Below are 22,080 nucleotides of genomic sequence, written 5' to 3'. Positions count from 1 at the left end.
AACACGACAACCCGAAGCGGGACCTCCCTCGCCATGGCCACCTTCCAGTTCGATTTCGTCGGTCCCGAGCGGACGGTCTATTCCGGCCAGATCGAGGCCGTGCAGCTTCCCGGCATCGAAGGGGAGATGACCGTTCTTCCGGGCCATGCCCCCGTCCTGACGGCGCTCAAGGTGGGCGTGATCGTGATCAACGAGGCCGGCCATGCCGGTAAGCGCGTTCTCGTGCGCGGTGGCTTCGCCGATATCGGACCGACCATGGTCACCGTGATCGCAGAGCGTGCCAACCCGTTCGAGGAGATCACGCCCGATTCGCTCGACAAGGACATCGCCGCCCTCGAGTTGCAGCGCGATGCCACCGAGGATTTCGCCAAGAAGGACGAGATCACCGGCCAGATCGTCCAGCTTCAGGACGCCAAGGTCGCCCTCAACTTCTAACGTCCTTCGCTACGCTCCGTCACACGAGCGGGCGTGAGTCACCGCATGGTCGAGGAGGAGGGCGCGCTCCTCCTCCCCGGTAAGACATCCCCGCTCGAGCCAGAGAGAGCGGCTCGCGGAGAGACCCCGACCCACTGAACGGCCTGGCGGGATGCCTGCCGTGATGAGGTCGCCCCCGCTGAGGGGAAAGGTCGGCGCGGCAGACGTGCCATCGAGCAGGCGCCTCAGTTCGCGGCGAGCCTCCGTGTCGATTCGGTTCACGTTCGTCTCATCCATGGCCGCGACGACCAGCGCTAGGCCGCTTAGATCCTCTGTCGCCACGAGCCGACGCATCTCGATGGCTCCCACGCTCTCCAGGCGCGCGATTGCCCGTCGTGCAGCCGCGTAGGCGCACAAACGGGCATGCTCCTCGTTCGATAATCGCAGCTTCTGTCGCAGACGGTCCGCATCGTCGTCGTTGTCGACGGCCAAGGCAGCGAGCGAGTTCACTGCCATCATCGGGCCGCCATGATCCAACGTCGATGCGATGGCGCGTTCCAGGCGATCGACGTGACCCTCGGCGCTGATGATACGCGCGAGCAGCCCGGCCTTCTTCATCGCCGCGACCGCCTCGAGGGCGCCTGGCGCTTCCAGGAGTTTCAGAAATTCCGCACGGACCCGTTCCCGCGAGAGGGTATCGAGGGCCTCCGCCGCATCGCGCGCGGCCTGTAGGCCATCCGCGTCCGGCGCTCCGATCCCGTAACGGGCGTGGAAGCGGAAGAAGCGCAGGATGCGCAAGGCGTCCTCGCGGATGCGGGTCGCCGCTTCACCGATGAAGCGGACACGGCCCGCCCGGAGATCCTCTTCGCCTCCGGTCGTGTCGTGGAGTTCGCCATCCGCGCTCAGGGACAGGGCGTTGATGGTGAAGTCGCGACGCTCCGCGTCACGGGTGAAGTCCCGTCCGAACCTGACCACCGCGTGCCGGCCGTCGGTCTCGACATCCTCCCGCAGGGTGGTCACCTCGAAGGCCCGTCCGGCATGGAGGAGGGTGACCGTTCCATGCTCGATGCCCGTTGGGATCGCCCGGACGGAACCAGCCGCCGCGCGCCGAATCGTCTCCTGCGGCAGAAGAGTGGTGGCGAGATCGATGTCCGATCCCATCTGGCCGAGCAGGGCATCGCGCACTGAGCCCCCGACGATCCGTGTTTCCTCTCCATCCGCCCTCAGCACGGAAAGCACGTGCGAGACGGCTGGATCCACGAGAAGGGCATTGAGCCCCTCCCGCCGGAGATCGCGACCAGTCATTGGAAATGGCCCGGAACGACCTGTCCGTTTTCGATCCTGGGTGGGACGTAGCCGCCGCGATGCTTTTCGCCCGCCAGACCGGCAATGATGAAGGACAGGATCACCAGAGCGAGCCCTCCCATGGTCAGTCGAAACACGAACCCTTCCCAATGGGCGCCGTGGCTCGGGTTGCGGCCTCTGATCGTGAGATAGAGGCCGAACAAAATGAAGGGCAACAGGAAGATCAGGACTTCTTCGACGAGGCGGCGGATCATGGAGCTTTCGCTGGGCGAGGGAAGGCCGTCATGTCACGGAAACAGGCGTTCGTGGAGATTGTTCACGATCCCCGCCGTCACACCCCAGATCATGCGGTCGCCGAAGGGGATGGCGTAGTAGCGTCGCGGGCGATCCTGCCATAGCCCGACGCCGAGGCGCCGACGGACCGGGTCCATCAGGCGGCCCAGCGGGACTTCGAACACCTCCGCCACCTCCGCCGGGTCTGGGGCGAGCCGGATTTCTTCGGTGCAGAGCCCCACCACCGGGACCACGAGGAATCCCGTCGCCGACAGATAGGGGTCGAGATAGCCGAGGATGCGGATGTCGTCAGGCCGAAGGCCGATCTCCTCTCGGGCTTCGCGCAGGGCGGCATCCGCCGGGTCTCGGTCCGAAGGTTCGATCTTACCACCGGGAAAGGCGATCTGACCGGAATGGTCGCGCAGGTGCGATGCCCGCACGGTGAAGAGCACCGCCAGTTCCTCGTTCCTGACGACGATAGGCACCAGGACCGCTGCTGACCGGTGCGGTTTTACCGGAGGGGTCGCGATGCCGGCTGGATCGAGGTCGTGGTCGCCGCGCGGGTTCGAAACGGGGTCGTCGGCTTTGGGTGGAGTAGGGGAGAGGCCCCGCCCGGCCCTGTCGAGCAGGTCCGACAGCGCGTCGAAGCTCATGCGCCTTCGCTGCGAGCGATAGGGTGAAACCCGCCGCCGCCGGCGATGCCGAACCACGACACACCATCGACCAGGCGTTCCTCACCCAGCGCCAGCAGGTCGTAGGTCGTTGCGCGGGTGAGAAGCGCCCAAAGGCCACGGCGGATATGGATATAGGGGCGCAGACCGCCATCCCCGCCCTCCTCGAACCGCAGAGCATGATCGGCATCGACGGTGACGAGATCGTCGACATTCGTGCGGAACGCGATGCGCCGGGTCTCGCCCTCACCTTCCACCGCCATCTCCACTGCGGCGAAGGGCGCATCGTCCACAACGATGCCCACGCTCTCCACCGGCGTCACCAGCACGATGCGGCCATCGGGCTCTCGCCGGAGGATAGAGGAGAACAGCTTGACGAGGGCCGGGCGGCGGATCGGTGAGCCGTTATGGAACCACGTTCCATCCGCCGCGATCCGCATGTCGATTTCACCGCAATAGGGTGGGTTCCATCGCTCGACGGGCGGCAAACCCCGTTGGGGTACCCCGTTGAGGGCGAGGCTGAGCCGGGTCAGGGCCGTGTCCGGTGGCGGTTGTTCCGACTGGGTCATGGCTTCAGGAAATAACGTGTTCCCACATTTTTGAAACCGTCCCAATCCATGGGAATCGATGCCCTAGCGTGAATCAATGCGCAAAGTTTCGCTGCGCCGCGTTACGAGTTCGGTAAGAGACGAAGAGGTTCGAATGCGAGTGATTTCAATCAAGCGCTTAGTGAATTGTGCAACGCAGCAATAATCGCAAGTGAAAGAGCTAAGCAGGATTTGCTCTTGCCGCGGAAGTTTGGCAATCAGAGCAGGCATCCCAGGGAGGGAATGCCTAAAACGCATCAAGCGTCTCGTCCCATAACCAGCCGAGCTACGTCATCACGATAACAACGCAAGGACGGTAGAATGACCGCATTGTTGCTTATCATCTTGGGCGGGCTATGCGCCGTCGCCTACGGAATCATCACGATCAACGACGTGATGAAACGCGACGCCGGCACCCAGCGGATGCAAGAGATCGCCGGGGCGATTGCGGAAGGGGCACAGGCCTACCTGCGCCGGCAATACGCTACCATCGGCATCGTCGGCGTGGTTCTGTTCGTGGCGCTCGCCTATTTTCTCGGGCTGAAGGTCGCCATCGGCTTCCTCATCGGCGCAGTCCTCTCCGGAGCGGCCGGCTTTATCGGTATGAACGTGTCGGTGCGCGCCAATGTCCGGACGGCGCAGGCGGCCTCGACCTCCCTGGGGGCTGGGCTCGACGTCGCATTCAAGTCCGGTGCCGTCACCGGCATGTTCGTTGCTGGTCTCGCGCTCCTTGGGGTCGCGCTCTACTACACCTTCCTCACCCGCGTTTCGGGCCTCGCGCCCGCCAGCCGTGAAGTCATCGATTCCCTGGTGGCGCTCGGCTTCGGCGCCTCGCTGATCTCGATCTTCGCCCGTCTGGGAGGCGGTATCTTCACCAAGGGCGCCGATGTCGGCGGCGACCTCGTCGGCAAGGTCGAAGCCGGGATTCCGGAAGACGATCCGCGCAACCCGGCAACCATTGCCGACAATGTGGGTGACAATGTCGGCGATTGCGCCGGCATGGCGGCCGACCTGTTCGAGACCTACGCGGTGACCGTCGTCGCCACCATGGTGCTCGCCGCGATCTTCTTCGCCGGTCAGACCGATATCGCCGGACGCAACGTGCTGGAGGCGATGCTGCTCTATCCGTTGGCCATTGGTTCGGCCTGCATCCTCACCTCGATCGCCGGTACTTACGCCGTTCGGCTCGGCGCCAACCAGTCGATCATGGGCGCGCTCTACAAGGGTCTCATCACCGCCGGCGCACTCTCCATCGTCGCCATCGCGCTGGTGAATTTTGCGCTGTTCGGTGGATTCGCCACCGAGTTCAAGACGAATGCCGGCGTCACCTTCACCTCAGGCGGATTGTTCGGCTGCGCGGTGATCGGCCTCGTCATCACGGCGCTCATCGTCGTCATCACCGAATACTACACCGGCACGAACTTCCGCCCGGTGAAGTCGATCGCCGACGCCTCCGTCACGGGTCACGGCACCAACGTGATCCAGGGGCTCGCGATCTCGCTCGAATCGACGGCGCTGCCGGCGCTCGTCATCGTGGCGGGCATCATTGCCACCTATTCGCTGGCAGGCCTCTTCGGCATCGCCATCGCGGTCACGGCCATGCTCGCGCTGGCCGGGTTCATCGTCGCCCTCGACGCGTTCGGTCCCGTCACCGACAATGCCGGCGGTATCGCCGAGATGGCCGGTCTGCCGCCGGAGGTCCGCAAGTCCACCGACGCGCTCGATGCCGTCGGCAACACCACGAAGGCTGTCACCAAGGGCTATGCCATCGGCTCGGCCGGTCTCGGCGCCCTCGTCTTGTTCGCCGCCTATACCAGCGACCTCAACTACTTCATCGCCAATGCGAGCCCGACCCAGTACCGCTTCTTCCAGGGCGTGAGCGTCGATTTCTCCCTGTCGAACCCCTACGTCGTCGTCGGCCTCCTGCTCGGCGGGCTCATCCCGTTCCTGTTCGGCGGCATGGCGATGACGGCGGTCGGCCGTGCGGCCGGTGCCGTGGTCGAGGAGGTGCGGCGCCAGTTCCGCGAGAAGCCCGGCATCATGGCGGGCACCGACCGTCCAGATTACGGGCGGGCCGTCGACATGCTCACCCGCGCGGCGATCAAGGAGATGATCCTCCCGTCGCTCCTGCCGGTTCTTTCGCCCATCGTCATCTTCTTCGTGATCCAGGCGATTGCCGGCAAGGACCAGGCCTTCGCCACGGTGGGCGCATCCCTGCTGGGTGTGATCCTGACCGGGCTCTACGTGGCGATCTCGATGACATCCGGCGGCGGCGCCTGGGACAACGCCAAGAAGTACATCGAGGACGGTCATCACGGCGGCAAAGGCTCCGATGCGCACAAGGCGGCGGTGACCGGCGACACCGTAGGCGACCCCTACAAGGACACGGCCGGCCCTGCCGTGAATCCCGCGATCAAGATCACGAACATCATTGCCCTGCTCCTGCTCGCAGTGCTGGCCCACCTCTGAATCTTTGCCGGAAGGGCGTTCGCGGAGTCAAAGCTCAGGCAGATGCCGGAAAGGTGATTGCCGGGGCGATGATCCCGGGCGTGGTGGCGTGCGGCGGCGCACAGGCGGTGTCCGATGCTCCGGCCGTCCCCCTGACGGTCTCCCGTCAGCGCTATACCTACGGGCAACGAAGGCGCGGCCGAAGCGGTCGCGTCTCCATTGTCGTAGTCTGACGAGAGATCTTCATGCCCTCAATGCACGATCCGATCCGCATCGGCGCGATCGACTCGAAGAACCGCATCTTCATGGCGCCGCTCACCCGTGCCCGTGCCACGAGGGAGCATGTACCCACCCCGATCATGGTCGATTATTACAGGCAGCGGGCGAGCGCGGGCGTGATCCTCACCGAGGCGACGGGCATTAGCCAGGAAGGGCTCGGTTGGCCCTTCGCGCCAGGTATCTGGTCTGACGAGCAGGTCGAAGCCTGGAAGCCCGTCGTGAAGGCAGTTCACGAGGCCGGAGGCCGAATCGTCTGCCAGCTCTGGCATATGGGCCGCATCGTGCATCCGAGCTTCAATGGCGGGAAGGCGCCGATCTCGTCTTCCGCCACTACTGCGCCGGACCACGCCCATACCTACGAGGGCAAGAAGCCCTACGCCCAGGCGCGTGCCCTGCCGATCGAGGAGATTCCGCGTCTCCTCGCCGATTATGACCGCGCCGCGCGTAATGCCATCGCGGCCGGGTTCGATGGCGTGCAGATCCACGGGGCGAATGGCTACCTCATCGACCAGTTCCTGCGTGACAACAGCAATCACCGCGATGACCGCTATGGCGGCTCTGTCGAGAACCGCATCCGCCTGCTGACGGAGGTCACCCAGACCGTGGCCGACGCCATCGGGAAGGACCGCACGGGCGTGCGCCTGTCACCGAACGGCGAGATCCAAGGCGTGGACGATTCGAATCCGGACGCTCTGTTCGGGGCCGCTGCTGCCGCGCTCGGCAAGATCGGTATCGCTTTCCTCGAACTGCGCGAACCCGGCCCGAACGGGACCTTCGGCAAGCCGAACCATCCGCCGGTCGCGCCCGTGATGCGGAAGGCTTTCGGCGGCCCGCTGATCCTCAATTCGGATTACGATCCGGCCGCCGCCGAGGCCGCCCTCGCCGAGGGCAAGGCCGACGCCATCGCGTTCGGCCGGCCGTTCATCGCCAACCCCGATCTCGTCGAGCGGATCGCGGAGCATGTGCCGCTCAACAAGGACGAGCAATCGACCTGGTACAGCCAGGGACCGGAAGGGTATATCGACTACCCGACGCGCACCGCGTCGAAGGCGGCCTGACGCGGTCCTTCTAGACCTCGATGGGTTCGACTCATCGAGGTCTGTCCGCATTACTGCGTGGCGCCGGCTTCGGGGCCGCATGAGGTTCCTTTTCCTCAGGGGAGCTGAACCATAACGGGCGACCCACCGGCGTGATGCGCACATCCTACAAGCTTGCCATCTTTGACTTCGACGGGACGCTTGCCGACACGTTCACGTGGTTCTGCAGCGTTATCAACGACGTCGCTGTTCGCTATCGTTTCCGGCAGATCGATCCGGCCGAGACCGATGCGCTACGGGGTCTTTCGGCCCGCGCCCTCATTCGTGAGCTCGACGTATCGCCCTGGAAGTTGCCGTTCATCACGCGGCACATGCACGGACTCGCGTCGCGCGACATCGCCACGATCTCGCTGTTTCCCGGGATACGGGACATGCTCTGCAACCTCGACGAAGCAGGCGTCACCCTCGCCATCGTCAGTTCGAACAGCGAAGCCAATGTCCGGCATGTCCTCGGACCCTGCGCCCTACGCTTCCGGCATTACGCCTGCGGCGCCTCGATGTTCGGTAAGGCCAAGCGCCTGAACGCAGTGATGCGAAGGGAGGGATCGCTTGGCGGTGCCATCTATATTGGCGACGAATTGCGGGATCACGATGCGGCCAAAGCCGCGTCCTGCGATTTTGGAGCCGTGACCTGGGGGTATACGCGAGGAGACGCGCTGGTAACCGCTCGCCCCGACATGGTTTTTCGACACCCCGCCGATATCGTGGAGACGATAGGAACGGCGCCGGCCTGACGATACCCCTCACCGGCATCGAACTTGCTGGGTGTGAGGATGTCTTCAGGGAAGTCGTCCCGATGCATAGCCCAAAGCCGGAGCAACACCCGAGAAACCGACACCCTCTGTTGCCACGGATCTCGGCAATGGCCGCTGAGCGACCAGCTCATCCGTCGAATCGGGACGATCCCGGTGCAGGCGGGCAAAACATGCGGCGGTGTACTTTGCCCGGTGGGCGAACGATCAACGGTCTGATCGACGGGCTGAAAAACGCCTCTCGCATCGAGGATCAGTACGCGGCGTCCATGATCGTCTCGGAAGTCATTACTCGTCTTCGACATTCCGAGGACGCTTGGGGGTGACGTGTTCGGCCTTCAAAGGCGAGACGTGTCACACAGCACCCACTCGCGACGCGCTGGCGGTCTCAGTATTTCCGAATGACCACGAGATGATATCCCGTCGCTCTCTCAGTCCTCCATCATCCGCAGAACCTTTTCCCCGAAAAGGCGGACGACGCAGAGAACGAGGACGGGAACCAGGGCGATAGCCCCGATATTCGGGCCCAAAAGAAAGGAAAGGCCGACTCCGAGGCCGGCTGTAAAAGCAGCTGGTACCATGGTGAACTCACAAATCGGTTTCGTTGGCTGGCGAAGCAATTCATCCCTAGCCGCATTAAAATGCTATTCAAAGCAGAAAAATTCCAGTTTTAATGTCGATTAATACGAAATATCTTTCCTACAGGATTAAAGTCTCTCATAGGACTTGAGCCTAGGTCTGCTGTGCCCCGTGCACGCCCTCGGCTTTCCATGATCGAGTAACCGCTTGATGTGGCTCGAAACTCAATTGGAGTCAGCGGACCGAAAGGATGGCTGCCGACGACAGCAGTCAGTCTTGGCCGCTGATGGCCAAAGCATCGCGCCTTGAGCACCAGTTTGACCGGCTCGGCTTCCCATGGGGCTTGGTTTTGTTGAGTAAATGTCGTCCTTCGACGTGGAAGACGTATCACCTAAGCTCAAGTGGCGCCCATCAGGCGCTCACGAGCTGGCCCATTTGCGTGGATGGCTAGGGCGGGAGGATTCGAACCTCCGAATGGCGGTACCAAAAGACAGCCCACGCATGTTATAAGCCTTTCCACCGTTTGACTTTTTCAGGTCAGACCGCCGCCCCTGTGCCGGCAATTGTGCAATGATCGGTTGGCCCGTTGCGGCGTCGACCTCTACGGAAAAACCTGTGCCGGGAACTGTGCGGACAGGGTGCGCACGCTCGCGGCGGTCCTCGACTTCCAGAAACGCATAAGCGCGCTCGGTCTGGACGACGCTACGGTGCCCGAGCTGATCGCGCACCATCTCCATCGGCCACTTCTCCTCTTGAAGGAGTCGGCACCCGTGGGTCCGCCGGAGATCATGCCAGCGGAGAGCTTTAACCTTCGCCCGCTCGGCCGCCCGCTTCATCCCACGGTCGAGGTGGTTGAACCGGTCGCCATCGTTGTCGGTGCCGGTGGCGACAGCTACCGCTCGCAGCGCGCCACGGCGGGTGGTCGTTGCCCCGTGATGAAAGACGTAGGGGCTCGTTAGGTGACGGGGCATCGTCTTGAGCACCGCAACGGCCGGCGCCAGCATGATGACCGTCCGCTCTCTCTTGCCCTTGGCCGTCTCGGCAGAGACAACGATCTGATTCCTCGCGAGGTCGATCTGCGACCAGGTGAGCGAGAACTGCTCCTCCATACGCAGGCCGGTGTAGATAGCGAACGTCATGGCGTCCCGAACGTAGGGTAGGGCGCTTTCCATCAAACGAGCTTCCTCCGCCCGCGTCAGGTAACGCGTCCGCGGCGGGCTCTCGCTCAGGCCGCGGCGGGACCGCTGCTTGATGAAGGGCGTCACCGGGTTCGCGTCAGCCCACTCGTTCTCGATGGCGAAGCCGAAGATGGTCGATAGGCAGGCCAGATCCCGGCGCACGGTTGGTGCCGACGTCCCCATGGTCCGGCGGGCCGTCTCGAAATCCTTCAGGTCTTTCGGCTTCAGGTCGAGAAGCAGGCGTGAGCCGAAGTGTTGGTTGAGCCATGTGATCGACACGCCATACCGGCGCAGCGTGTTGGGTCGCAGGTTCGGGCCATGCTCTTTGATGAAAGCGGCGATCACAGCGTTCACCGTCAGCCTCGGCTTCCCGCCCCACGCCTGGGCTTCGAGGTCGTTGAGCCAGATCCTAAGACGGTCGCGAGCAACGCTTTCAGATCTTGTTCGCATGGACTCGCGGAGGTCTTGGCCGTTTTTCTGGACCCGCCCCCACCACGTCTTGCCCCTGAGATAGATGTCGGCCATTCCGGTACCGTCCTCGTCGAAGCATCCCACCACTGACGCACGGCCCGAAGGTCGAACACCCAACTTGATCCAGGGCCGAAAGGCTGTCGAGCGCCTGGTACCCGGCCCGCGGCGGCCCGCCTGATCCAGTGCCGCTCCGTGAAGCCGAATTCCTCGACGAGCCGAGATGCGCTGACTTGCTGGGTCATCACGTCACCTCCTGATCAAGCTTGTCGAGCCAGTGCCGGCTAGGGTCGATCTTGTCGGCCCGAGCGCGATCCATGGCGAAGAATTCGTCGTCGAGGCGCTTCATCTCGGCCTCGGCCGCCTCCAGCGCGGCGACCATTTCAGGCTTGGCCCATCGGCCGCTGGAGCTAGGCGCGTCTGAAAAGGCGTTCCATCGGCGCTCTGCCCGGTCTTTTGCGAGCCCAAGGCGCAGGAAGTCATCCGCCGCACCGTGCTGAGCAATGTGCTCAACGAAGGCGCAGGCGAGTTCCGGGCTGACGGCGAACACCTCGCCCTTGACCCGCACCTCGTGAAGCGCGGCGTGGGCTGCAGCTTCCAGGGCCACGGCATCATCAAAGGGCACGGGCCAGTAGCCATGCACCTTCAGCTTCCGGCCGCGCCCAACCTGCAGCGTCGAGCGGCGTCCCACCGGATTGATGGACCGGCCGATCTTCACCTCGTCGGAGTTGCCGTCCTCGCCGATGACGTAGAGGTAGCTCCTAGCCTTCGCCACGGTTCGCCTCCTTTATTTCGGGAGCGAGAGCGGAGCGGCCGAGGTCGGTGCGGCGGAACATGCCGAGGCGCGCTCCTTCAATGAGGCCGAGCCTTTCGAACTTGATCCGCCACGCCCTAGTGGATGGGTAGGCATCCCATTCGTCGGGCACCTTCGATAAGGCTAGACGCGCAGCCTTCGTCAGCTTCACCTCACTCATCCCCCTCTCCCTTCGTTGTGGTCGAAAGGGCAGAGCGGCCGGCGGGGGTGAGGCCGTGAACCTCATCGATCAAGCCGAGCGCACGTAGCCGCCGGATCTTCTGCTTGCGGAGGCCGATGCCGGATTGGAGATCGCGCAACCTGGAGGCGTCCGCTTCCGTGAAGGGCGGAGGCTCCATGTTCGGCGCAGCCTTCAGCTTCACGACTTTGCCGTATCGGGATGTTGCGTACTGTCTAGCGTGCGCGGCGGTCGCTGCTACCACGGTGACCTTCCGGTTCGTGTCTCGGTCGATGTAGGCGGTGAATGCTGGCATCAGCCTCGACCTCCTTCTGCGGGCGGTAGATTGTCCCCATGGCCTGCCTCCTTGACGGATTTCTCGACGAAGGAGCGGGCGGCAGAGGCGTCCCCCGATTGCTGGACTAGGGCGTGTAGAAGGGCGGCCAGGATGGCGAGGGGCAGGGTCGCTGCAGTCTCCTCGACCGACGTCAGAAGCTCGAAGCGAATGCGCGCGGCAGGCTCGCCGGGAGCCCACTTCGTGCCGTTCGAATGAAGCGTGAATTCCTGCCCCGGCAGCACCTTGGCGACCAGCGCGAGCGCGGCGTCTATGGAGGTGGTGTAGGAATGGACGCGAGAGCCGACCGCCCAACTGTCAGCCCGAAGGTTGCAGTTGCAGGCGTCAATCTTCGTGTCTTCCTGGCCGGCTGCGACGAGGCGGCGCCCCTCCACGATGGCCTGCCACCACGGATCGTTCGGCAGCACTGTGGCGTGGATCGCCTCATCCAACTCCCGGCTTCCAGCCTTCGCCTCCTCCACCAGAGCAATGAGCGCGCGCAAGGTCTCAGCGGTTGGCATCGGCGGCCTCCTTGTCGGCAGGCTTCTCGTCAGGATGAAGCGGGAAACTAGGGTCGAAGGTGCGCAGGAACCGATGGGCGTCCGCGCCATTCAGCGTGAACGTCCGGGGCCGGGGCGCCTTCTTCAGGGTCTTCCCGCAGTCGCCGCAGGACACCGATCCGTTGCGGTTGCCGACGCGCATTGTGTGAGCGCACCTCGTCATCGGGCGGCCTCCTTGTCGAGGGGAAGGGCGGGGGCGAGCACATCCGGCCAGGGAGCTAGCCAGCGCCAGGCGTCCATGCCGAGGAGGGTAACCTCTTGGCCGTAGGACCAATCGCCGTCGATGCAGGCGATGTCGTAGGTGGCCGACGCCTCGGACCACGTCTGAAGCCACTGCTCACCCTCGCCGTTGTAGCGAGGCTTCCCATCGCGGGCCGTGACGTGCCACCGTCCGTCCTCCGCCGCGCGCGCCGTGTCTTCTGCTAGCGCGGAGCGGTGGATGAGGGAGCCAACCTCCTCCAATGGCATCCAGCCATCCCAACAGCCATGAAAGACGCCGTAGATCGAAGTCCCATTGTAGTGGAGGATTGTGTCGAGAGAGCCCGGCTCGTCCTCGTCCCCGTGCCCAAGGAGGATTGTGGCGATCCATCCATGCGGCATAGCGCTGTTGGGTTTGTGCTTGGCCACAATTGGGAAGCCTTTCGGGGCATCCTTCATCGGGCGCCATGCCGACGCCTTCGTCTCTTCCGACGAGCGCAGCGCCTCAGCTTCAATCGCCATGGGGAGGCTCCGGGTTGGTGAGGGCTGCGAGTGCATCTCGGGCACGAGCGGACCGGGATTGCGCCGCGAGGTTGTATCCGTCTAGGAACTGTTTCATCTCGGCGCCCATAGGCTCTTGGCCTTTGATGGCACCCCAGTGATCGCGGGCTGCGATAGCTTCCAGCCCAGCCCGCATCGTCGCGATCTCCCCCTCCGCCTGGGCGAGTTTGGAAGTGAGCCGGGCGGCCTCGGTCTCGGCACGATTGGCGCGGAAAAGCGCATAAGACGCGCGCCGGCCAGCTTCTTTGCGAGCCTCCAACCAGAAGGCGGCTTCCCGCTCTCCTCGCGCCACGCGAGCCGCCATAGGCCCTTCGACGATTTGCATTCGGCGGTGGAGCTTACGATTGGTTTCCTTTAGCCGCTCCGCCTCCTCGGCCCTGGCTATCGCCGCATCCCGTTCGGCCCGCAGGGTTTCGTTCTCGGTGCGGAGGGGCTCGATAGCCTCATTAAGAAGCGGGCGAATTGCCTTCCAGCCATCATGGCTCATGGCGATCTTTCCGCCGTGGATGCTGATGCCTTTGTCGCCCGTCCATGCCGCTTGTCCGAAGGCGGCGATAATCCGGTCTTGGATCTGCGTCCGCGCCACGGCCTCCCGCTCTCCCAGGCACGGTGGTGTTGGGGTGGGAGTCGTGCGGCCCTCGCGATGCTAGAGGAAAGCTGTTCGACGGCTTCAATGCGCCGGCCGATCCAGCGCATCGCGTTGACGGCCATGGAGTTGCCCAGCGACTTGTAGCGAGGGCCGTCGGCCATCATCCCGCGCGAGGTCGGGACGAGGGTGTAGCCGTCGGGGAAGCCCTGAAGGCGCTCGCATTCGAGGGGCGTGAGACGGCGGACGGCCCAGCCCGTCAGTGTGTGTGGGATCGCGTTGGGACAGATGCCCCGATCCTCGCCCATTCCGCCCGACTGCAACGACATGGCCACGTCATCGGCCGTGCCGTTTCGCAGATCATAAGCGATGGCCTCGGCCTGCGGAGATGATGACGAGAGCGAGCCGGCCCGATCCCACGTGACATCGGGGTCCTGACGCGAGTTGAAGGCGATTGCCGGCGGATGAGCGCCAGACGCCAGCGGATGACACGGGTCGCCCGCCTGCGGATTGCAGCGGTTCGCAGCGCTGGTGATCTGCGTCGTGTCGAAGGCGATCGGCAGAAGCGCATCGGTGCAATCGCTGTCGACGCCCTTGGCGCTGTCCCGCGCCCGAAGCGTCTGCGCCACGAACGTTTCGCTCTCGAAGTCCATTCGCCCGCAGGGGCCGCCATGGGCGCTCAGCGCTGTGGCGACGTCTATCGGACCTCGGGTGTCATTGCCGCCGAAGGCAATTGGGACGATCGGCGTTCCCCGGCCCGTTCCGTCCTCGGAAGCGTCGAAACCTTCGGCCCGCAGCGAGTGCGAAACGCCGGCGATCAGATGCCCGTTGGTGTCTCCCCCGTCGGGTTGCCCGCAACGGCGGCCAAGGCTTCCTGTAAGGCTGGCGGCAGCAATCGCCCCCGCTTCTCGGCGCGGCGCAAGATCCCCGCGCAGGCTCGCGCGCTCAAAAAGTACCGCTGCGGCACGGCGCCAGTCTCCAAGATATCCGACAACGAACACACGCCGCCGGCGCTGGGGAACAGCTCGCTCGAATCCGAGTGTTCGCATGTACTGAGCGTCAAGCACTCGGTAGGCGACGCCATACCCGAGTTCGCCCATGCCCCCGAGAATGGCACCAAAGTCCCGTCCTCCGTTCGATGACAGGACGCCGGGGACGTTCTCCCAGACCAGCCATCTGGGGCGCAGGCGCTGAGCCAGCCTAAGATACTGGAGGGCCAGGTTGCCACGGTCGTCTGCCAAGCCGCCTCGGAGGCCTGCGACCGAGAAGGACTGACAGGGGGTTCCGCCCACGAGAAGGTCGATTGTACCGTACTGGCCGTCTTGGATCGTCGTGAAGTCGCCATGCAGCGGCACCTCTGGATAGTGGTGGGACAGCACGGCGCGCGGCGCGGCGTCGATCTCGGAGAAGAACTGCGGCTGCCAGCCGAGCGGGTGCCACGCCACGGTGGCCGCTTCGATGCCGGAGCAGACAGAGCCATAGCGGAGCCCAGCCATCACGCCTCCTCCCCTGAGCTTTTGGAAGGTGAGGTCGGGGCGTTAATGGCTGCGCGGGCACGGCGGAGGTCGCCAAACGTTACACGTGCAAAGACGGTGCATAGCGCATCGTCGGCCCAATCATCCATCCATGGCTGGTAGTGAGTCACGAACGGTGCCAATGCCGCCCGAACCGGGTCTGCGGGGGATGGGCGAGCGGAGGCGGCAGAGAGGGCGGCGAGAGCGTCAGAGCGGTGCTTTAAGTAGGCCAGATCAGCCTGCCAATCGCGCTCAGGATACTCGCCGTTCCAGCCTTCGCCGGACGCCTGGAAGCCGGCATCATAGGCCTGCTCTAGGGTTAGTTTCGCCTCGCGCTTCGGGTTCGGGTTGGTGAGGGAGGGGGGGGTCATGCTCGGTCTCCAGCCCAATCAGAGAGGCGGTCAAAGGCGAGGCCGGCGGCTTCGCCAGCAAGTTCGGTCAGACGGAGGAAGGGCAGCGTGGGGATGGCCACGAACCTGCGGAAGCGGCGGGAAAGGCGGGTCATGAGCGCGCCCTCGCTGGTGACCGTTCCTGCGCCTCGGGCTGACTGTTCGGTCGCGTCAGAACGGCGAAGGCGCGGGCCAGCAAGCTGGGGCGCCGGGCTTGCCGCGGAACGACCCGCAGCTGCGTGACCACGGCGCTCGGCCGGGCGTGCCCCTCGTCCGCAGCGAAGCGCCGGAGCAGGGACACCAGGCGGCAGGCCTCTGCCGTGGCGGCCGCATCCGCATCGATCGCCGCAACCGCCTTGGTGGTCTCAGGGCAGTCCGATGGGACGCCAATGCTGCTGGCGAGGCGTCGGCTGCGGTCCTGGCGGAGCGCGGATGCTTCGAGGCCAGCAGCGAGCGCCGCGAGATCGAAGCCGGAAAGGTCGGGCCCGCTCAACATGCCGGGGCTCCGTGGGCGGATTCGATTGCCGCCATGACGCGGAGGACGCTGGTCTTACCCTTCGCCTCATGGATCCGCCGATAGGCCGAGAGCAGGTCGCGCTCGTCGGGCGTCACCTCCTCGAGCATGGGATCCGCGAAGGTCTGCGGGTCGAGGGCGAGCGCTGTGGCGATGGCGGCCCGCCGCTCGAGCGACACGAACTCGTGGCCGCGCTCGTACCGGCTGATGCGCGCGTGGCAGACGCCGATCTTGGCGGCGAGCTCGCGCTGCAGGATGCCCTTGCGCTTCCGATGGTGGGCGATCAGGCGACCGACCTCGCGGTCGCCAGAGTTGACGAGGCTCGTCATATCAGCGGTCCCTCTTGTAGGCGATTTCGGTTTTCGGGCAGCTGCGAGTGGCCGAGCGCTGCGGTGCGAACTTCTGGAAGCCGCGGCCCTGAAGCCGAGTGGGCGGGCGGATGCCGAGGTGATTGTCCTGGCGGCGCTTCGCCTTGGCGATGTCGGCGACGTCCTGCCGGGTCTTTTCCGTGTGGCACGGGGAGCAAAGGCACTGGCAATTCTCCAGCGTCGGCTCTCCGCCCATCTGATCGGGGATGACGTGGTCGTAGGCGTGCTTGCCGGGGGTGAGCGGGCAACCACAGCGGATGCCACCTTCCAGAATCCTCTCGCACTCGCCGCCGGCACGGGCCCATGCAGCGCGGCGGACGGCCTTAGAGAACTCAGTGCGGCTGCCACTCATTGCTTCACCCCGAGCGCCATCAGCGCCTCGTCGAGAAGCTCGCCCGCCTTAGTGGAGAGCGCCGAATCCGTGCCGGGATCCCGGCAGTCCTTCCGGGCCGCCTTCAGCGCAGCCTCAGCCTTGCCGATAGCGTTGATCGCCTGAGCGACAGCGCTCGCGCGCTTCACACCACCGGGCCAGATGAAGGTCGCCTCCTCGGTGTCCTTCGCCTTGATGGTGATCCAGGCCTTGCCGTCATCACGGAGGCCGAACTCGGCTGCCAGGGTGATGCTCATTGCACCGCCTCCGGAGCCCGGTGGCTCGTTACCGGCCAGACGACCGTCTGACGTTCCCCGGCCGCGTCGTGGATGGCCCAAGCCAACTTCCGAAAGCGATCAACTCGGCGCACGTCGGCGGCGCATTTCAGGTCAAAGCCGAGGGCAGAGTTCACCGCCTCGTTGACCCGGCGCCAGTCTCCGCCAAGCACGTGGTCACCGCCGGCGATGATCAGCGCGTACAGGACCGCCAGGGACCGGGTTGTCGCCTTGCCGCTCTCGGCCTCGGCCATGAACAGCGTCATGATCGGATGCTCTGCGGTCATGACCACACGCTCCAGAGCCAGAGCGAGCCGGCCGGCACGCCGACCAAGACGAAGATGGCCACGGCGAGGACTGCGAGAGCGCTCATGTCGAACGGGGCGGCATCGTGATGCGCAGCCATGGCTCAGGCTCCCGCGCAGTTGGTGAAGCCGAGCTGATAGTCCGGCGTCATGGGCGGGAGGCTGGCCGCGAGGGCGGCGCCATGGGCGTGAGCGGCGGCGACCAACGGATCCGCGCGGCGGGCCCGGCAGGAAGCGGCCACCTCGTTCTCGCTGAGGCGATTGCGCAGGGCGACCACCAGGGAGGCGGCCGTGCCGTTCGCGGCGCCGGGCCCACCAAGCGCTTCGGCGAAGGCCGTGCGCGTGTCCTCGACAGCGCCCTCGAAGGCGGCCCGAAGGCGCTCCACGGCGCGCTGACCGTTGCCGTTGTCGAAGGCCGCACCGGTGGCGCCCTCGAAGGACAGTTTGGTGACTGCCTGCATCAGGGCGTGGGAGGCGCGGGCCATTGCCTCGACCTGAAAGGCGAGGTCGTCGGCGTTCATTGTGGGATCGGTGTTGCGGAACGACGTGCTCATGGCAGCCTCACACGGCGAGAGAGCGGGAAGAGGGCGGGTCGAAGGAGGAGGCGGGCGCTACGGCGCTGGCGCGAGGCGCGGCCGGTAGCCGGTGCCTCCGTCGAATTTGCTGACAATGATCCGGCCAGCGCCGGCGGCATGGAGCGCATCGGCGACAAGGCGGCGATCCTCAGCGGAGAGGCTGACGCTGGCGAAGGCCGTGCGGGGATTGACGGTGGCGGTCCGCAGATGGGCGGCTGCAGCGGCCGCGCGGGCCGCGCCATCACCTTCGACCGACTCGAGCCGGCAGAGGGCGTCCACCAGCGAATCCGGTGTGATCTCGATGGCGCGGCCAGTGGGCGGGGCGACGCCAGCGATCTCATCTAGCCGGGCGAGGCCGACGCAGAAGCCGTTCAGTTCACGCCGGCGAAGGAACCGGGCGAGGAAGGCAGCGTCCTGGGCCCCGGGAGCGAGGTTGACGTAGCCGGACTGGCTGTTGCGGACACGCTGGGAGAGCAGGCGGTCGGCGCGCACGGCCTCGTCATCACCCTTGATGAGCAAAGCCATCGCCGCCTTCTGGAAGCGGTTTAGCTCGCAGACGGTGAAGCGGGCGGCCGGGCGCTTGGCGTCAGCCTTATCCTTGGCGATGCGATCGGCCTTGCGGCCCTCAACTTCGGCAGTGACGTAGCGCTTGCGCCGGCGGGAATCTCCAAACGCGTGACTGAGCGTCGAGGTCATCAGTGCCTCCACGTGAAGGAGGCGGCGTTGCGGCGAGCAGTGCGGGTCCGGTGCTCGCGCAGACCTTCGAGATGGAGCGCAATACACCCGAGGGCGCACACGAACAGCGGGACGTAGATCGACGAGTAGGGGATGAAGTGGTCGAGGAACGCGGCCATGGCTCAGGCCGCCTTCTGGGGATAGCGAGGCGGGGAAACGCGCTGCCACGCTGGAGGCTTGCCGGCAGGCAACCGCCGGGCAATCGCGGCTTCGCGAATAAAACGGCGCGACTGCCTACCGTCGATGATCGCGGCAGCCCGCATCGCACTCCGGTAGGAGTCGGCGGGCCGAGCGCCCTTCGAGCGCTTACGCTTGGTCGTGGGCTTCTTATGCGCGGCCTTAGCCGCTTGAGGGGCAGCGTCGGCGCTGAGGCGCGCCAGACGGCGGTTCATGGTTCGAATGAGTGACACGGGCTGGCTCCATCACCGTGAGGCAATGGGAGCAAGGTACATTAAGTACCCATGCAGTCAAGTACGTTTCGTACCCATTCTCGACGGCTTTGCGGGCGTAATGCTGTCCACACCAATCCACAGGGCCCAGTTGCACCCTTATCGTGTTCCTGTTTTGTTCTTCAAAGGCCGCTCGGGCACAGGAATCGGACAGCAAGTATGGCAACCCAGACCATCCACGTCGTGCAGACCTTTTTAGTGAACGAGCTGGGGGAGTTCGGAGCCGAGGAGCCGAAGGCCGTCAAAACGGCAGAGGCCGCACGTGAGGCCGCCCGGAAGGCGTACGAGATGGGCAAGCCAGCCATCGCATTCTCCCGGACCGGAGATCCGAGCATTGGGGAGTACGGCTCACCGACAGTGCTGATTCAGGCCGGAGAAATTCCCGAAGACATCCTAGAGGCATTCTGCGGCGAAGGCATGTGAACAGCGCTCAAGCGAGAGGCAAGCCGATGACCAAGCGAGAAACCTACGTCGTTCAGACCTTCACTCGCAAAAGCAGCGGCATGCTCGTGCTAGGGCCGCTTATACCCTGCAAAGATGCCGACGAGGCAAGGAGCGTGGCAGAGGCCAGAGTCGAAAGCCGAAGGGCAGCGGGAGCTGCGGCCTTCTACCGTACGGTGGCAAGCGAATTCGACGAAGGGGAAGCTTTCGCCTTCGCTACCTATGGGAGCGTACCGCGAGGGGTGGCGGACGCGCTGCCGTTTTGAGGCGCAGGGTTAAACGCTGAGAGCTTTTCTAATGGTGTTGGCTACCGCCCTAACCTCGGTCTCATTCGCACTAAGCCATAAGTTAATAAATGCAGACGATACGATTGAACTTGCGATGAGACCAGATTTTTGTCCGACTTGACTGAAAAGAAGATGAGGGTCCCTATTCGTGAGGGCGACCTCTTTGATAACATTTTTCACCATCTGGTCCTTCTCGGGGGCCAGATGAAGTCCAACGGCCACAACCATCGCAAGCTCGTCGATGTTCGCATGAACGTGATTGAACACTGCAGCCTCAGGCACGCCGCCTGGCAGCTTTATTACGCTTAGCCCCTCGTCCTCTGCGTGTATGCTGTCGCCGTCGAGAATACAAATTGATTTTAGCTTCTTGACGGACGGGTCCCTCATGTGGTGCAAATGTATATGGTACGCTTGGGACTGACCGCTAACTGCGTAGACCCCGATTTGATCAAACACATCCTCAAGATGCCGCCTTATAATATTATCCACTATTTCCTTGGCAAAATCGTCTTCGACAAATATGGCAAGCCCCTCCTCAACACGGCCGGTCATTGCTCGAAGAGCGTCAATTGAAATCCGTCCCTGTCTAACCTTGCCTTCAATCGAATACCATATTCCCTCCGCGGGAAGTGGGAGCAGGGCATCCTCCGAGTGTGTTGTAAAGATCGTTTGAACAGAACGCCGGTCGGCAGCGTCGATAAGATACTCAACCATCCTCCTGACGGCCACAGGATGCAGGCCGTTTTCTATTTCCTCTATAAGTATAAGCGAATTTTTGGGCGTGTTCTCGATCAGGGACACCATTCTGATCACAGACGACTCGCCTGCGCCAAAGTGGAACTCGGAGTAGCTGACAGTTCCATCGCCCCCGATGTAAAAGTCCTTGCCCTGAGCAAGTGAGGCAACCTCAAAGGACGATATGTCTTTGCCCAGTATTTTCGCTACATGACCAATAATGTCATTTGAGATATTTATTCGTTTGCCAATGTGCCGGTAACTGGGACGAGCCAGCTTTTTGAATTCCGTCCGCTCGCCTGCCGGCACAGTTCGTGTGATGCCAAAGTATTCCACCGGCCTTTCAGCAACAGAGTCCCTCGCCCATTTCTTGTTTTTAAATCTCGCCGTCCTTGGAACAAGCTGATGTGGGTTCTTAGTTTTATCTACAAGTTCGAACGTAACGCCCCAATCAGCCATTGAATCGTCACCAAGTGAGCTTTTTGGGAAAAATATCGCAGGCTTCGTGTTTTTATACGCTAACGCAGCCGCACCAAGGATTGAAGATTTACCGCCACCGTTCGCTGCAATGAGTGCGGTTACCGGGAACTCAAAATCTACCGTCTCACCTTCAAACGCCCGGATCTTTGTGATCTTCATCCGCCGCAGATAGAAGCCGAAATTGGCTTCTTTGACCTTCTGAAGCAGGTCGCTAATCGTGCTGTGTCGGATTTCTGACTGGTAGTTTTGCGCCACGATTAACCCCATCATCCCCCAGGCTGGCGGGCTCGGCAGCCCGGGATTGCCCGGCCGAAAGCCCTCCACTGGGTCGTCCCGTCGAAATCAAATTATTCCGCCGCCCAGCCCCGGCCTGAGAGGCCTCGTAGCCCGGTCACTGCACCGTCCCACCCTCAGGCGCCTGCAGCAACCGAAGAGCCTCGCCTAACAGCTGATGCAGGTCGGCCAGCGTCTCGACACCGACAGGAACGCCGACTCGCTGTCCCTCGATTGTCTCGAAGAGAATGATGGCTAGCATTTCCCCAACCATCAGTTCCGGCTCTGGCAGGCAAATCGGTAGGATGAAGTCCCCCTCCGTGCCCGGCGGAAAGACCTCCTGGGCTTCGCTGGACCGGAAGGGTTTCTTCTCAGCCATCACCGTCCCCGCTTCTGAATAGGCCTATCAAGCGACAGCATTGGGTTCGTCTTTCACTCGGTACCGCCGCTCGATTTCCTTGCCGTTCGCAATGCGCTCCACTTGCTTCGCGGGTATGATCAAGTGAACAGCCCCCGCCCGCAGTATTTTCATGTTCTTCATGGGTCGAGCATTAAAACTTTCAAGATCATAATAGCCCTCTTCGGCCCCCTTAAGGATGCGCTTCAGGTAGCGCTTTCCTTCTCCGGTGATTACTAGGGCAACCTCATCAAGCAATAACTCTGGCGGTGAAGCTGTATTCTTTACGATGACTATATCGCCAGGATCGTACTTCGGTAGCATCGAATCGCCCCACACTTCGTAGGCCGATACGTCGGGCGGCAGCGGCACGAGGACCTCAACCTCGACGACCTCATCGCCGTAGGCCTGGCTGAGATTTGTATCGACCTCGCCCCCGGCGCCAATAAGCCCCGATATCTGCGCGACGCTTTTACGTTCAGTCCCGCCCTCGCCGCTAACAAGCCAGATCCAGGAAACCTCGAACGCCCTACCGTACACCCGCGCATCCTCGACGGTGTAATCCCGGAGGCCCGCTTCCCGCGCCTTGTACGTGTTCTCATTCCACCGAAAATGCTTCGCAGCAGCTCTCGGGCTTTCAAAATTCGCTCGTTCTCTCGCGAACTTTAGGCGGCTTGCACGATCGGTCGGTTCCATAGACAAGATGTACCCG

32 protein-coding genes are annotated in these 22,080 nt (G+C 63.6%); 5 read left to right on the top strand and 27 right to left on the bottom strand.

Going from position 1 to position 22,080, the window contains the following annotated elements; genetic code table 11:
* Positions 1 to 33: 33 nt before the first annotated feature.
* The gene (gene atpC / locus ACYQOP_RS01065) at positions 34 to 435 is read left to right on the top strand and encodes an ATP synthase F1 subunit epsilon (RefSeq protein WP_056431232.1); all 402 of its coding nucleotides are present in this window, start codon (positions 34 to 36) and stop codon (positions 433 to 435) included.
* 9 nt (positions 436 to 444) lie between these two features.
* On the opposite strand, the gene ACYQOP_RS01060 is transcribed toward atpC, so the two are convergent.
* From ACYQOP_RS01060 to ACYQOP_RS01045, 4 genes are read right to left on the bottom strand one after another with little or no spacing between them, the layout of a single operon-like run.
* Positions 445 to 1,719 (bottom strand): CCA tRNA nucleotidyltransferase, encoded by a 1,275-nt coding sequence (locus ACYQOP_RS01060; RefSeq protein WP_461220766.1) that lies wholly within the window; start codon positions 1,717 to 1,719, stop codon positions 445 to 447.
* Positions 1,716 to 1,973: a DUF6111 family protein gene (locus ACYQOP_RS01055; protein ID WP_056431227.1), complete on the bottom strand. Its 258-nt coding sequence runs from the start codon at positions 1,971 to 1,973 to the stop codon at positions 1,716 to 1,718. Before ACYQOP_RS01055 ends, ACYQOP_RS01060 begins: the two co-directional genes overlap by 4 nt.
* A 33-nt stretch (positions 1,974 to 2,006) precedes the next feature.
* On the bottom strand, positions 2,007 to 2,645 hold the full coding sequence (locus tag ACYQOP_RS01050) for a CoA pyrophosphatase (protein ID WP_461220764.1): 639 nt from the start codon (positions 2,643 to 2,645) through the stop codon (positions 2,007 to 2,009).
* A complete protein-coding gene (locus tag ACYQOP_RS01045) occupies positions 2,642 to 3,232 on the bottom strand; it encodes a DUF1285 domain-containing protein (protein WP_461220762.1) in 591 nt (196 codons plus the stop codon). Before ACYQOP_RS01045 ends, ACYQOP_RS01050 begins: the two co-directional genes overlap by 4 nt.
* Before the next feature lie 339 nt (positions 3,233 to 3,571).
* Between ACYQOP_RS01045 and ACYQOP_RS01040 the strand changes: the two genes are divergently transcribed.
* The 3 genes from ACYQOP_RS01040 (at position 3,572) to ACYQOP_RS01030 (ending at position 7,808) form a co-directional block, all read left to right on the top strand.
* Complete coding sequence (locus ACYQOP_RS01040) at positions 3,572 to 5,719, top strand: sodium-translocating pyrophosphatase (RefSeq protein ID WP_207411592.1); 2,148 nt, start codon at positions 3,572 to 3,574, stop codon at positions 5,717 to 5,719.
* Between the two features lie 224 nt (positions 5,720 to 5,943).
* Positions 5,944 to 7,035, top strand: a complete 1,092-nt coding sequence (locus tag ACYQOP_RS01035; protein WP_461220761.1) for an alkene reductase — start codon at positions 5,944 to 5,946, stop codon at positions 7,033 to 7,035.
* Between the two features lie 134 nt (positions 7,036 to 7,169).
* On the top strand, positions 7,170 to 7,808 hold the full coding sequence (locus ACYQOP_RS01030; RefSeq protein WP_461220760.1) for an HAD hydrolase-like protein: 639 nt from the start codon (positions 7,170 to 7,172) through the stop codon (positions 7,806 to 7,808).
* A gap of 1,016 nt (positions 7,809 to 8,824) precedes the next feature.
* Here ACYQOP_RS01030 and ACYQOP_RS01025 read toward each other — a convergent pair.
* From ACYQOP_RS01025 to ACYQOP_RS00930, 20 genes are all read right to left on the bottom strand, one after another.
* Positions 8,825 to 10,108 (bottom strand): tyrosine-type recombinase/integrase, encoded by a 1,284-nt coding sequence (locus ACYQOP_RS01025; protein ID WP_461220759.1) that lies wholly within the window; start codon positions 10,106 to 10,108, stop codon positions 8,825 to 8,827.
* Positions 10,109 to 10,295: 187 nt separating this feature from the next.
* The gene (locus ACYQOP_RS01020; protein WP_461220756.1) at positions 10,296 to 10,826 is read right to left on the bottom strand and encodes a GIY-YIG nuclease family protein; all 531 of its coding nucleotides are present in this window, start codon (positions 10,824 to 10,826) and stop codon (positions 10,296 to 10,298) included.
* Positions 10,813 to 11,025 carry a hypothetical protein gene (locus ACYQOP_RS01015; protein WP_461220754.1) on the bottom strand — a complete coding sequence of 71 codons (213 nt, stop codon included), beginning with the start codon at positions 11,023 to 11,025 and terminating at the stop codon, positions 10,813 to 10,815. Before ACYQOP_RS01015 ends, ACYQOP_RS01020 begins: the two co-directional genes overlap by 14 nt.
* Positions 11,018 to 11,338: an HhH-GDP family DNA glycosylase gene (locus ACYQOP_RS01010; RefSeq protein ID WP_461220752.1), complete on the bottom strand. Its 321-nt coding sequence runs from the start codon at positions 11,336 to 11,338 to the stop codon at positions 11,018 to 11,020. Before ACYQOP_RS01010 ends, ACYQOP_RS01015 begins: the two co-directional genes overlap by 8 nt.
* The gene (locus ACYQOP_RS01005; protein WP_461220751.1) at positions 11,338 to 11,877 is read right to left on the bottom strand and encodes a hypothetical protein; all 540 of its coding nucleotides are present in this window, start codon (positions 11,875 to 11,877) and stop codon (positions 11,338 to 11,340) included. The genes ACYQOP_RS01010 and ACYQOP_RS01005 overlap by 1 nt, the downstream gene beginning before the upstream one ends.
* Positions 11,864 to 12,079, bottom strand: coding sequence for a hypothetical protein (locus tag ACYQOP_RS01000; RefSeq protein WP_461220750.1), 216 nt, complete (start codon positions 12,077 to 12,079; stop codon positions 11,864 to 11,866). Before ACYQOP_RS01000 ends, ACYQOP_RS01005 begins: the two co-directional genes overlap by 14 nt.
* Positions 12,076 to 12,636 (bottom strand): hypothetical protein, encoded by a 561-nt coding sequence (locus ACYQOP_RS00995; protein ID WP_461220749.1) that lies wholly within the window; start codon positions 12,634 to 12,636, stop codon positions 12,076 to 12,078. The genes ACYQOP_RS01000 and ACYQOP_RS00995 overlap by 4 nt, the downstream gene beginning before the upstream one ends.
* Complete coding sequence (locus ACYQOP_RS00990) at positions 12,626 to 13,162, bottom strand: hypothetical protein (protein ID WP_461220748.1); 537 nt, start codon at positions 13,160 to 13,162, stop codon at positions 12,626 to 12,628. The genes ACYQOP_RS00995 and ACYQOP_RS00990 overlap by 11 nt, the downstream gene beginning before the upstream one ends.
* Positions 13,159 to 14,757, bottom strand: coding sequence for a DNA cytosine methyltransferase (locus tag ACYQOP_RS00985; protein ID WP_461220747.1), 1,599 nt, complete (start codon positions 14,755 to 14,757; stop codon positions 13,159 to 13,161). The genes ACYQOP_RS00990 and ACYQOP_RS00985 overlap by 4 nt, the downstream gene beginning before the upstream one ends.
* A complete protein-coding gene (locus tag ACYQOP_RS00980) occupies positions 14,757 to 15,146 on the bottom strand; it encodes a hypothetical protein (protein ID WP_461220745.1) in 390 nt (129 codons plus the stop codon). The genes ACYQOP_RS00985 and ACYQOP_RS00980 overlap by 1 nt, the downstream gene beginning before the upstream one ends.
* The gene (locus ACYQOP_RS00975) at positions 15,143 to 15,280 is read right to left on the bottom strand and encodes a hypothetical protein (RefSeq protein ID WP_461220744.1); all 138 of its coding nucleotides are present in this window, start codon (positions 15,278 to 15,280) and stop codon (positions 15,143 to 15,145) included. Before ACYQOP_RS00975 ends, ACYQOP_RS00980 begins: the two co-directional genes overlap by 4 nt.
* Positions 15,277 to 15,660 carry a hypothetical protein gene (locus ACYQOP_RS00970; protein ID WP_461220743.1) on the bottom strand — a complete coding sequence of 128 codons (384 nt, stop codon included), beginning with the start codon at positions 15,658 to 15,660 and terminating at the stop codon, positions 15,277 to 15,279. Before ACYQOP_RS00970 ends, ACYQOP_RS00975 begins: the two co-directional genes overlap by 4 nt.
* A complete protein-coding gene (locus ACYQOP_RS00965; protein WP_461220741.1) occupies positions 15,654 to 16,007 on the bottom strand; it encodes a helix-turn-helix domain-containing protein in 354 nt (117 codons plus the stop codon). Before ACYQOP_RS00965 ends, ACYQOP_RS00970 begins: the two co-directional genes overlap by 7 nt.
* 1 nt (position 16,008) lies before the next feature.
* Positions 16,009 to 16,398, bottom strand: a complete 390-nt coding sequence (locus ACYQOP_RS00960) for an HNH endonuclease signature motif containing protein (RefSeq protein ID WP_461220740.1) — start codon at positions 16,396 to 16,398, stop codon at positions 16,009 to 16,011.
* Positions 16,395 to 16,673 carry a hypothetical protein gene (locus ACYQOP_RS00955; protein ID WP_461220738.1) on the bottom strand — a complete coding sequence of 93 codons (279 nt, stop codon included), beginning with the start codon at positions 16,671 to 16,673 and terminating at the stop codon, positions 16,395 to 16,397. Before ACYQOP_RS00955 ends, ACYQOP_RS00960 begins: the two co-directional genes overlap by 4 nt.
* The gene (locus ACYQOP_RS00950) at positions 16,670 to 16,957 is read right to left on the bottom strand and encodes a hypothetical protein (RefSeq protein WP_461220737.1); all 288 of its coding nucleotides are present in this window, start codon (positions 16,955 to 16,957) and stop codon (positions 16,670 to 16,672) included. Before ACYQOP_RS00950 ends, ACYQOP_RS00955 begins: the two co-directional genes overlap by 4 nt.
* Before the next feature lie 17 nt (positions 16,958 to 16,974).
* The gene (locus tag ACYQOP_RS00945; RefSeq protein WP_461220735.1) at positions 16,975 to 17,097 is read right to left on the bottom strand and encodes a hypothetical protein; all 123 of its coding nucleotides are present in this window, start codon (positions 17,095 to 17,097) and stop codon (positions 16,975 to 16,977) included.
* A gap of 3 nt (positions 17,098 to 17,100) precedes the next feature.
* Complete coding sequence (locus ACYQOP_RS00940) at positions 17,101 to 17,550, bottom strand: hypothetical protein (RefSeq protein WP_461220733.1); 450 nt, start codon at positions 17,548 to 17,550, stop codon at positions 17,101 to 17,103.
* 57 nt (positions 17,551 to 17,607) lie between these two features.
* Complete coding sequence (locus tag ACYQOP_RS00935) at positions 17,608 to 18,267, bottom strand: hypothetical protein (RefSeq protein ID WP_461220732.1); 660 nt, start codon at positions 18,265 to 18,267, stop codon at positions 17,608 to 17,610.
* Entirely contained in the window at positions 18,267 to 18,425 is a 159-nt protein-coding gene (locus ACYQOP_RS00930; protein ID WP_461220731.1) for a hypothetical protein, read from the bottom strand. Before ACYQOP_RS00930 ends, ACYQOP_RS00935 begins: the two co-directional genes overlap by 1 nt.
* 489 nt (positions 18,426 to 18,914) lie before the next feature.
* Here ACYQOP_RS00930 and ACYQOP_RS00925 point away from each other — a divergent pair, with 489 nt between their 5' ends.
* Entirely contained in the window at positions 18,915 to 19,178 is a 264-nt protein-coding gene (locus tag ACYQOP_RS00925; RefSeq protein WP_461220730.1) for a hypothetical protein, read from the top strand.
* A gap of 293 nt (positions 19,179 to 19,471) precedes the next feature.
* Here the strand turns inward: ACYQOP_RS00925 and ACYQOP_RS00920 are convergent, their stop codons facing one another.
* From ACYQOP_RS00920 to ACYQOP_RS00910, 3 genes are all read right to left on the bottom strand, one after another.
* Positions 19,472 to 20,953 carry an ATP-dependent nuclease gene (locus tag ACYQOP_RS00920; RefSeq protein WP_461220729.1) on the bottom strand — a complete coding sequence of 494 codons (1,482 nt, stop codon included), beginning with the start codon at positions 20,951 to 20,953 and terminating at the stop codon, positions 19,472 to 19,474.
* A gap of 136 nt (positions 20,954 to 21,089) precedes the next feature.
* Positions 21,090 to 21,350, bottom strand: coding sequence for a hypothetical protein (locus ACYQOP_RS00915; RefSeq protein WP_461220727.1), 261 nt, complete (start codon positions 21,348 to 21,350; stop codon positions 21,090 to 21,092).
* Between the two features lie 27 nt (positions 21,351 to 21,377).
* Positions 21,378 to 22,064 carry a S24/S26 family peptidase gene (locus ACYQOP_RS00910; protein ID WP_461220725.1) on the bottom strand — a complete coding sequence of 229 codons (687 nt, stop codon included), beginning with the start codon at positions 22,062 to 22,064 and terminating at the stop codon, positions 21,378 to 21,380.
* Positions 22,065 to 22,080: the final 16 nt, after the last annotated feature.

The sequence above is a fragment of the Methylobacterium sp. CM6247 genome (assembly GCF_054817925.1).
The sequence above is the reverse complement of the archived record's forward strand: the minus strand, read 5'-3'. Positions and strand labels throughout refer to the sequence as shown.

What these genes read in the sequence shown, in the direction of transcription:
- atpC (WP_056431232.1), top strand. Translation starts at nt 34, where the DNA reads ATGGCCACCTTCCAGTTCGATTTCGTCGGTCCCGAGCGGACGGTCTAT.
- ACYQOP_RS01060 (WP_461220766.1), bottom strand. Translation starts at nt 1,719, where the DNA reads ATGACTGGTCGCGATCTCCGGCGGGAGGGGCTCAATGCCCTTCTCGTG.
- ACYQOP_RS01055 (WP_056431227.1), bottom strand. Translation starts at nt 1,973, where the DNA reads ATGATCCGCCGCCTCGTCGAAGAAGTCCTGATCTTCCTGTTGCCCTTC.
- ACYQOP_RS01050 (WP_461220764.1), bottom strand. Translation starts at nt 2,645, where the DNA reads ATGAGCTTCGACGCGCTGTCGGACCTGCTCGACAGGGCCGGGCGGGGC.
- ACYQOP_RS01045 (WP_461220762.1), bottom strand. Translation starts at nt 3,232, where the DNA reads ATGACCCAGTCGGAACAACCGCCACCGGACACGGCCCTGACCCGGCTC.
- ACYQOP_RS01040 (WP_207411592.1), top strand. Translation starts at nt 3,572, where the DNA reads ATGACCGCATTGTTGCTTATCATCTTGGGCGGGCTATGCGCCGTCGCC.
- ACYQOP_RS01035 (WP_461220761.1), top strand. Translation starts at nt 5,944, where the DNA reads ATGCCCTCAATGCACGATCCGATCCGCATCGGCGCGATCGACTCGAAG.
- ACYQOP_RS01030 (WP_461220760.1), top strand. Translation starts at nt 7,170, where the DNA reads ATGCGCACATCCTACAAGCTTGCCATCTTTGACTTCGACGGGACGCTT.
- ACYQOP_RS01025 (WP_461220759.1), bottom strand. Translation starts at nt 10,108, where the DNA reads ATGGCCGACATCTATCTCAGGGGCAAGACGTGGTGGGGGCGGGTCCAG.
- ACYQOP_RS01015 (WP_461220754.1), bottom strand. Translation starts at nt 11,025, where the DNA reads ATGAGTGAGGTGAAGCTGACGAAGGCTGCGCGTCTAGCCTTATCGAAG.
- ACYQOP_RS01010 (WP_461220752.1), bottom strand. Translation starts at nt 11,338, where the DNA reads ATGCCAGCATTCACCGCCTACATCGACCGAGACACGAACCGGAAGGTC.
- ACYQOP_RS01005 (WP_461220751.1), bottom strand. Translation starts at nt 11,877, where the DNA reads ATGCCAACCGCTGAGACCTTGCGCGCGCTCATTGCTCTGGTGGAGGAG.
- ACYQOP_RS01000 (WP_461220750.1), bottom strand. Translation starts at nt 12,079, where the DNA reads ATGACGAGGTGCGCTCACACAATGCGCGTCGGCAACCGCAACGGATCG.
- ACYQOP_RS00995 (WP_461220749.1), bottom strand. Translation starts at nt 12,636, where the DNA reads ATGGCGATTGAAGCTGAGGCGCTGCGCTCGTCGGAAGAGACGAAGGCG.
- ACYQOP_RS00990 (WP_461220748.1), bottom strand. Translation starts at nt 13,162, where the DNA reads ATGAGCCATGATGGCTGGAAGGCAATTCGCCCGCTTCTTAATGAGGCT.
- ACYQOP_RS00985 (WP_461220747.1), bottom strand. Translation starts at nt 14,757, where the DNA reads ATGGCTGGGCTCCGCTATGGCTCTGTCTGCTCCGGCATCGAAGCGGCC.
- ACYQOP_RS00980 (WP_461220745.1), bottom strand. Translation starts at nt 15,146, where the DNA reads ATGACCCCCCCCTCCCTCACCAACCCGAACCCGAAGCGCGAGGCGAAA.
- ACYQOP_RS00975 (WP_461220744.1), bottom strand. Translation starts at nt 15,280, where the DNA reads ATGACCCGCCTTTCCCGCCGCTTCCGCAGGTTCGTGGCCATCCCCACG.
- ACYQOP_RS00970 (WP_461220743.1), bottom strand. Translation starts at nt 15,660, where the DNA reads ATGTTGAGCGGGCCCGACCTTTCCGGCTTCGATCTCGCGGCGCTCGCT.
- ACYQOP_RS00965 (WP_461220741.1), bottom strand. Translation starts at nt 16,007, where the DNA reads ATGACGAGCCTCGTCAACTCTGGCGACCGCGAGGTCGGTCGCCTGATC.
- ACYQOP_RS00960 (WP_461220740.1), bottom strand. Translation starts at nt 16,398, where the DNA reads ATGAGTGGCAGCCGCACTGAGTTCTCTAAGGCCGTCCGCCGCGCTGCA.
- ACYQOP_RS00955 (WP_461220738.1), bottom strand. Translation starts at nt 16,673, where the DNA reads ATGAGCATCACCCTGGCAGCCGAGTTCGGCCTCCGTGATGACGGCAAG.
- ACYQOP_RS00950 (WP_461220737.1), bottom strand. Translation starts at nt 16,957, where the DNA reads ATGACGCTGTTCATGGCCGAGGCCGAGAGCGGCAAGGCGACAACCCGG.
- ACYQOP_RS00945 (WP_461220735.1), bottom strand. Translation starts at nt 17,097, where the DNA reads ATGGCTGCGCATCACGATGCCGCCCCGTTCGACATGAGCGCTCTCGCA.
- ACYQOP_RS00940 (WP_461220733.1), bottom strand. Translation starts at nt 17,550, where the DNA reads ATGAGCACGTCGTTCCGCAACACCGATCCCACAATGAACGCCGACGAC.
- ACYQOP_RS00935 (WP_461220732.1), bottom strand. Translation starts at nt 18,267, where the DNA reads ATGACCTCGACGCTCAGTCACGCGTTTGGAGATTCCCGCCGGCGCAAG.
- ACYQOP_RS00930 (WP_461220731.1), bottom strand. Translation starts at nt 18,425, where the DNA reads ATGGCCGCGTTCCTCGACCACTTCATCCCCTACTCGTCGATCTACGTC.
- ACYQOP_RS00925 (WP_461220730.1), top strand. Translation starts at nt 18,915, where the DNA reads ATGGCAACCCAGACCATCCACGTCGTGCAGACCTTTTTAGTGAACGAG.
- ACYQOP_RS00915 (WP_461220727.1), bottom strand. Translation starts at nt 21,350, where the DNA reads ATGGCTGAGAAGAAACCCTTCCGGTCCAGCGAAGCCCAGGAGGTCTTT.
- ACYQOP_RS00910 (WP_461220725.1), bottom strand. Translation starts at nt 22,064, where the DNA reads ATGGAACCGACCGATCGTGCAAGCCGCCTAAAGTTCGCGAGAGAACGA.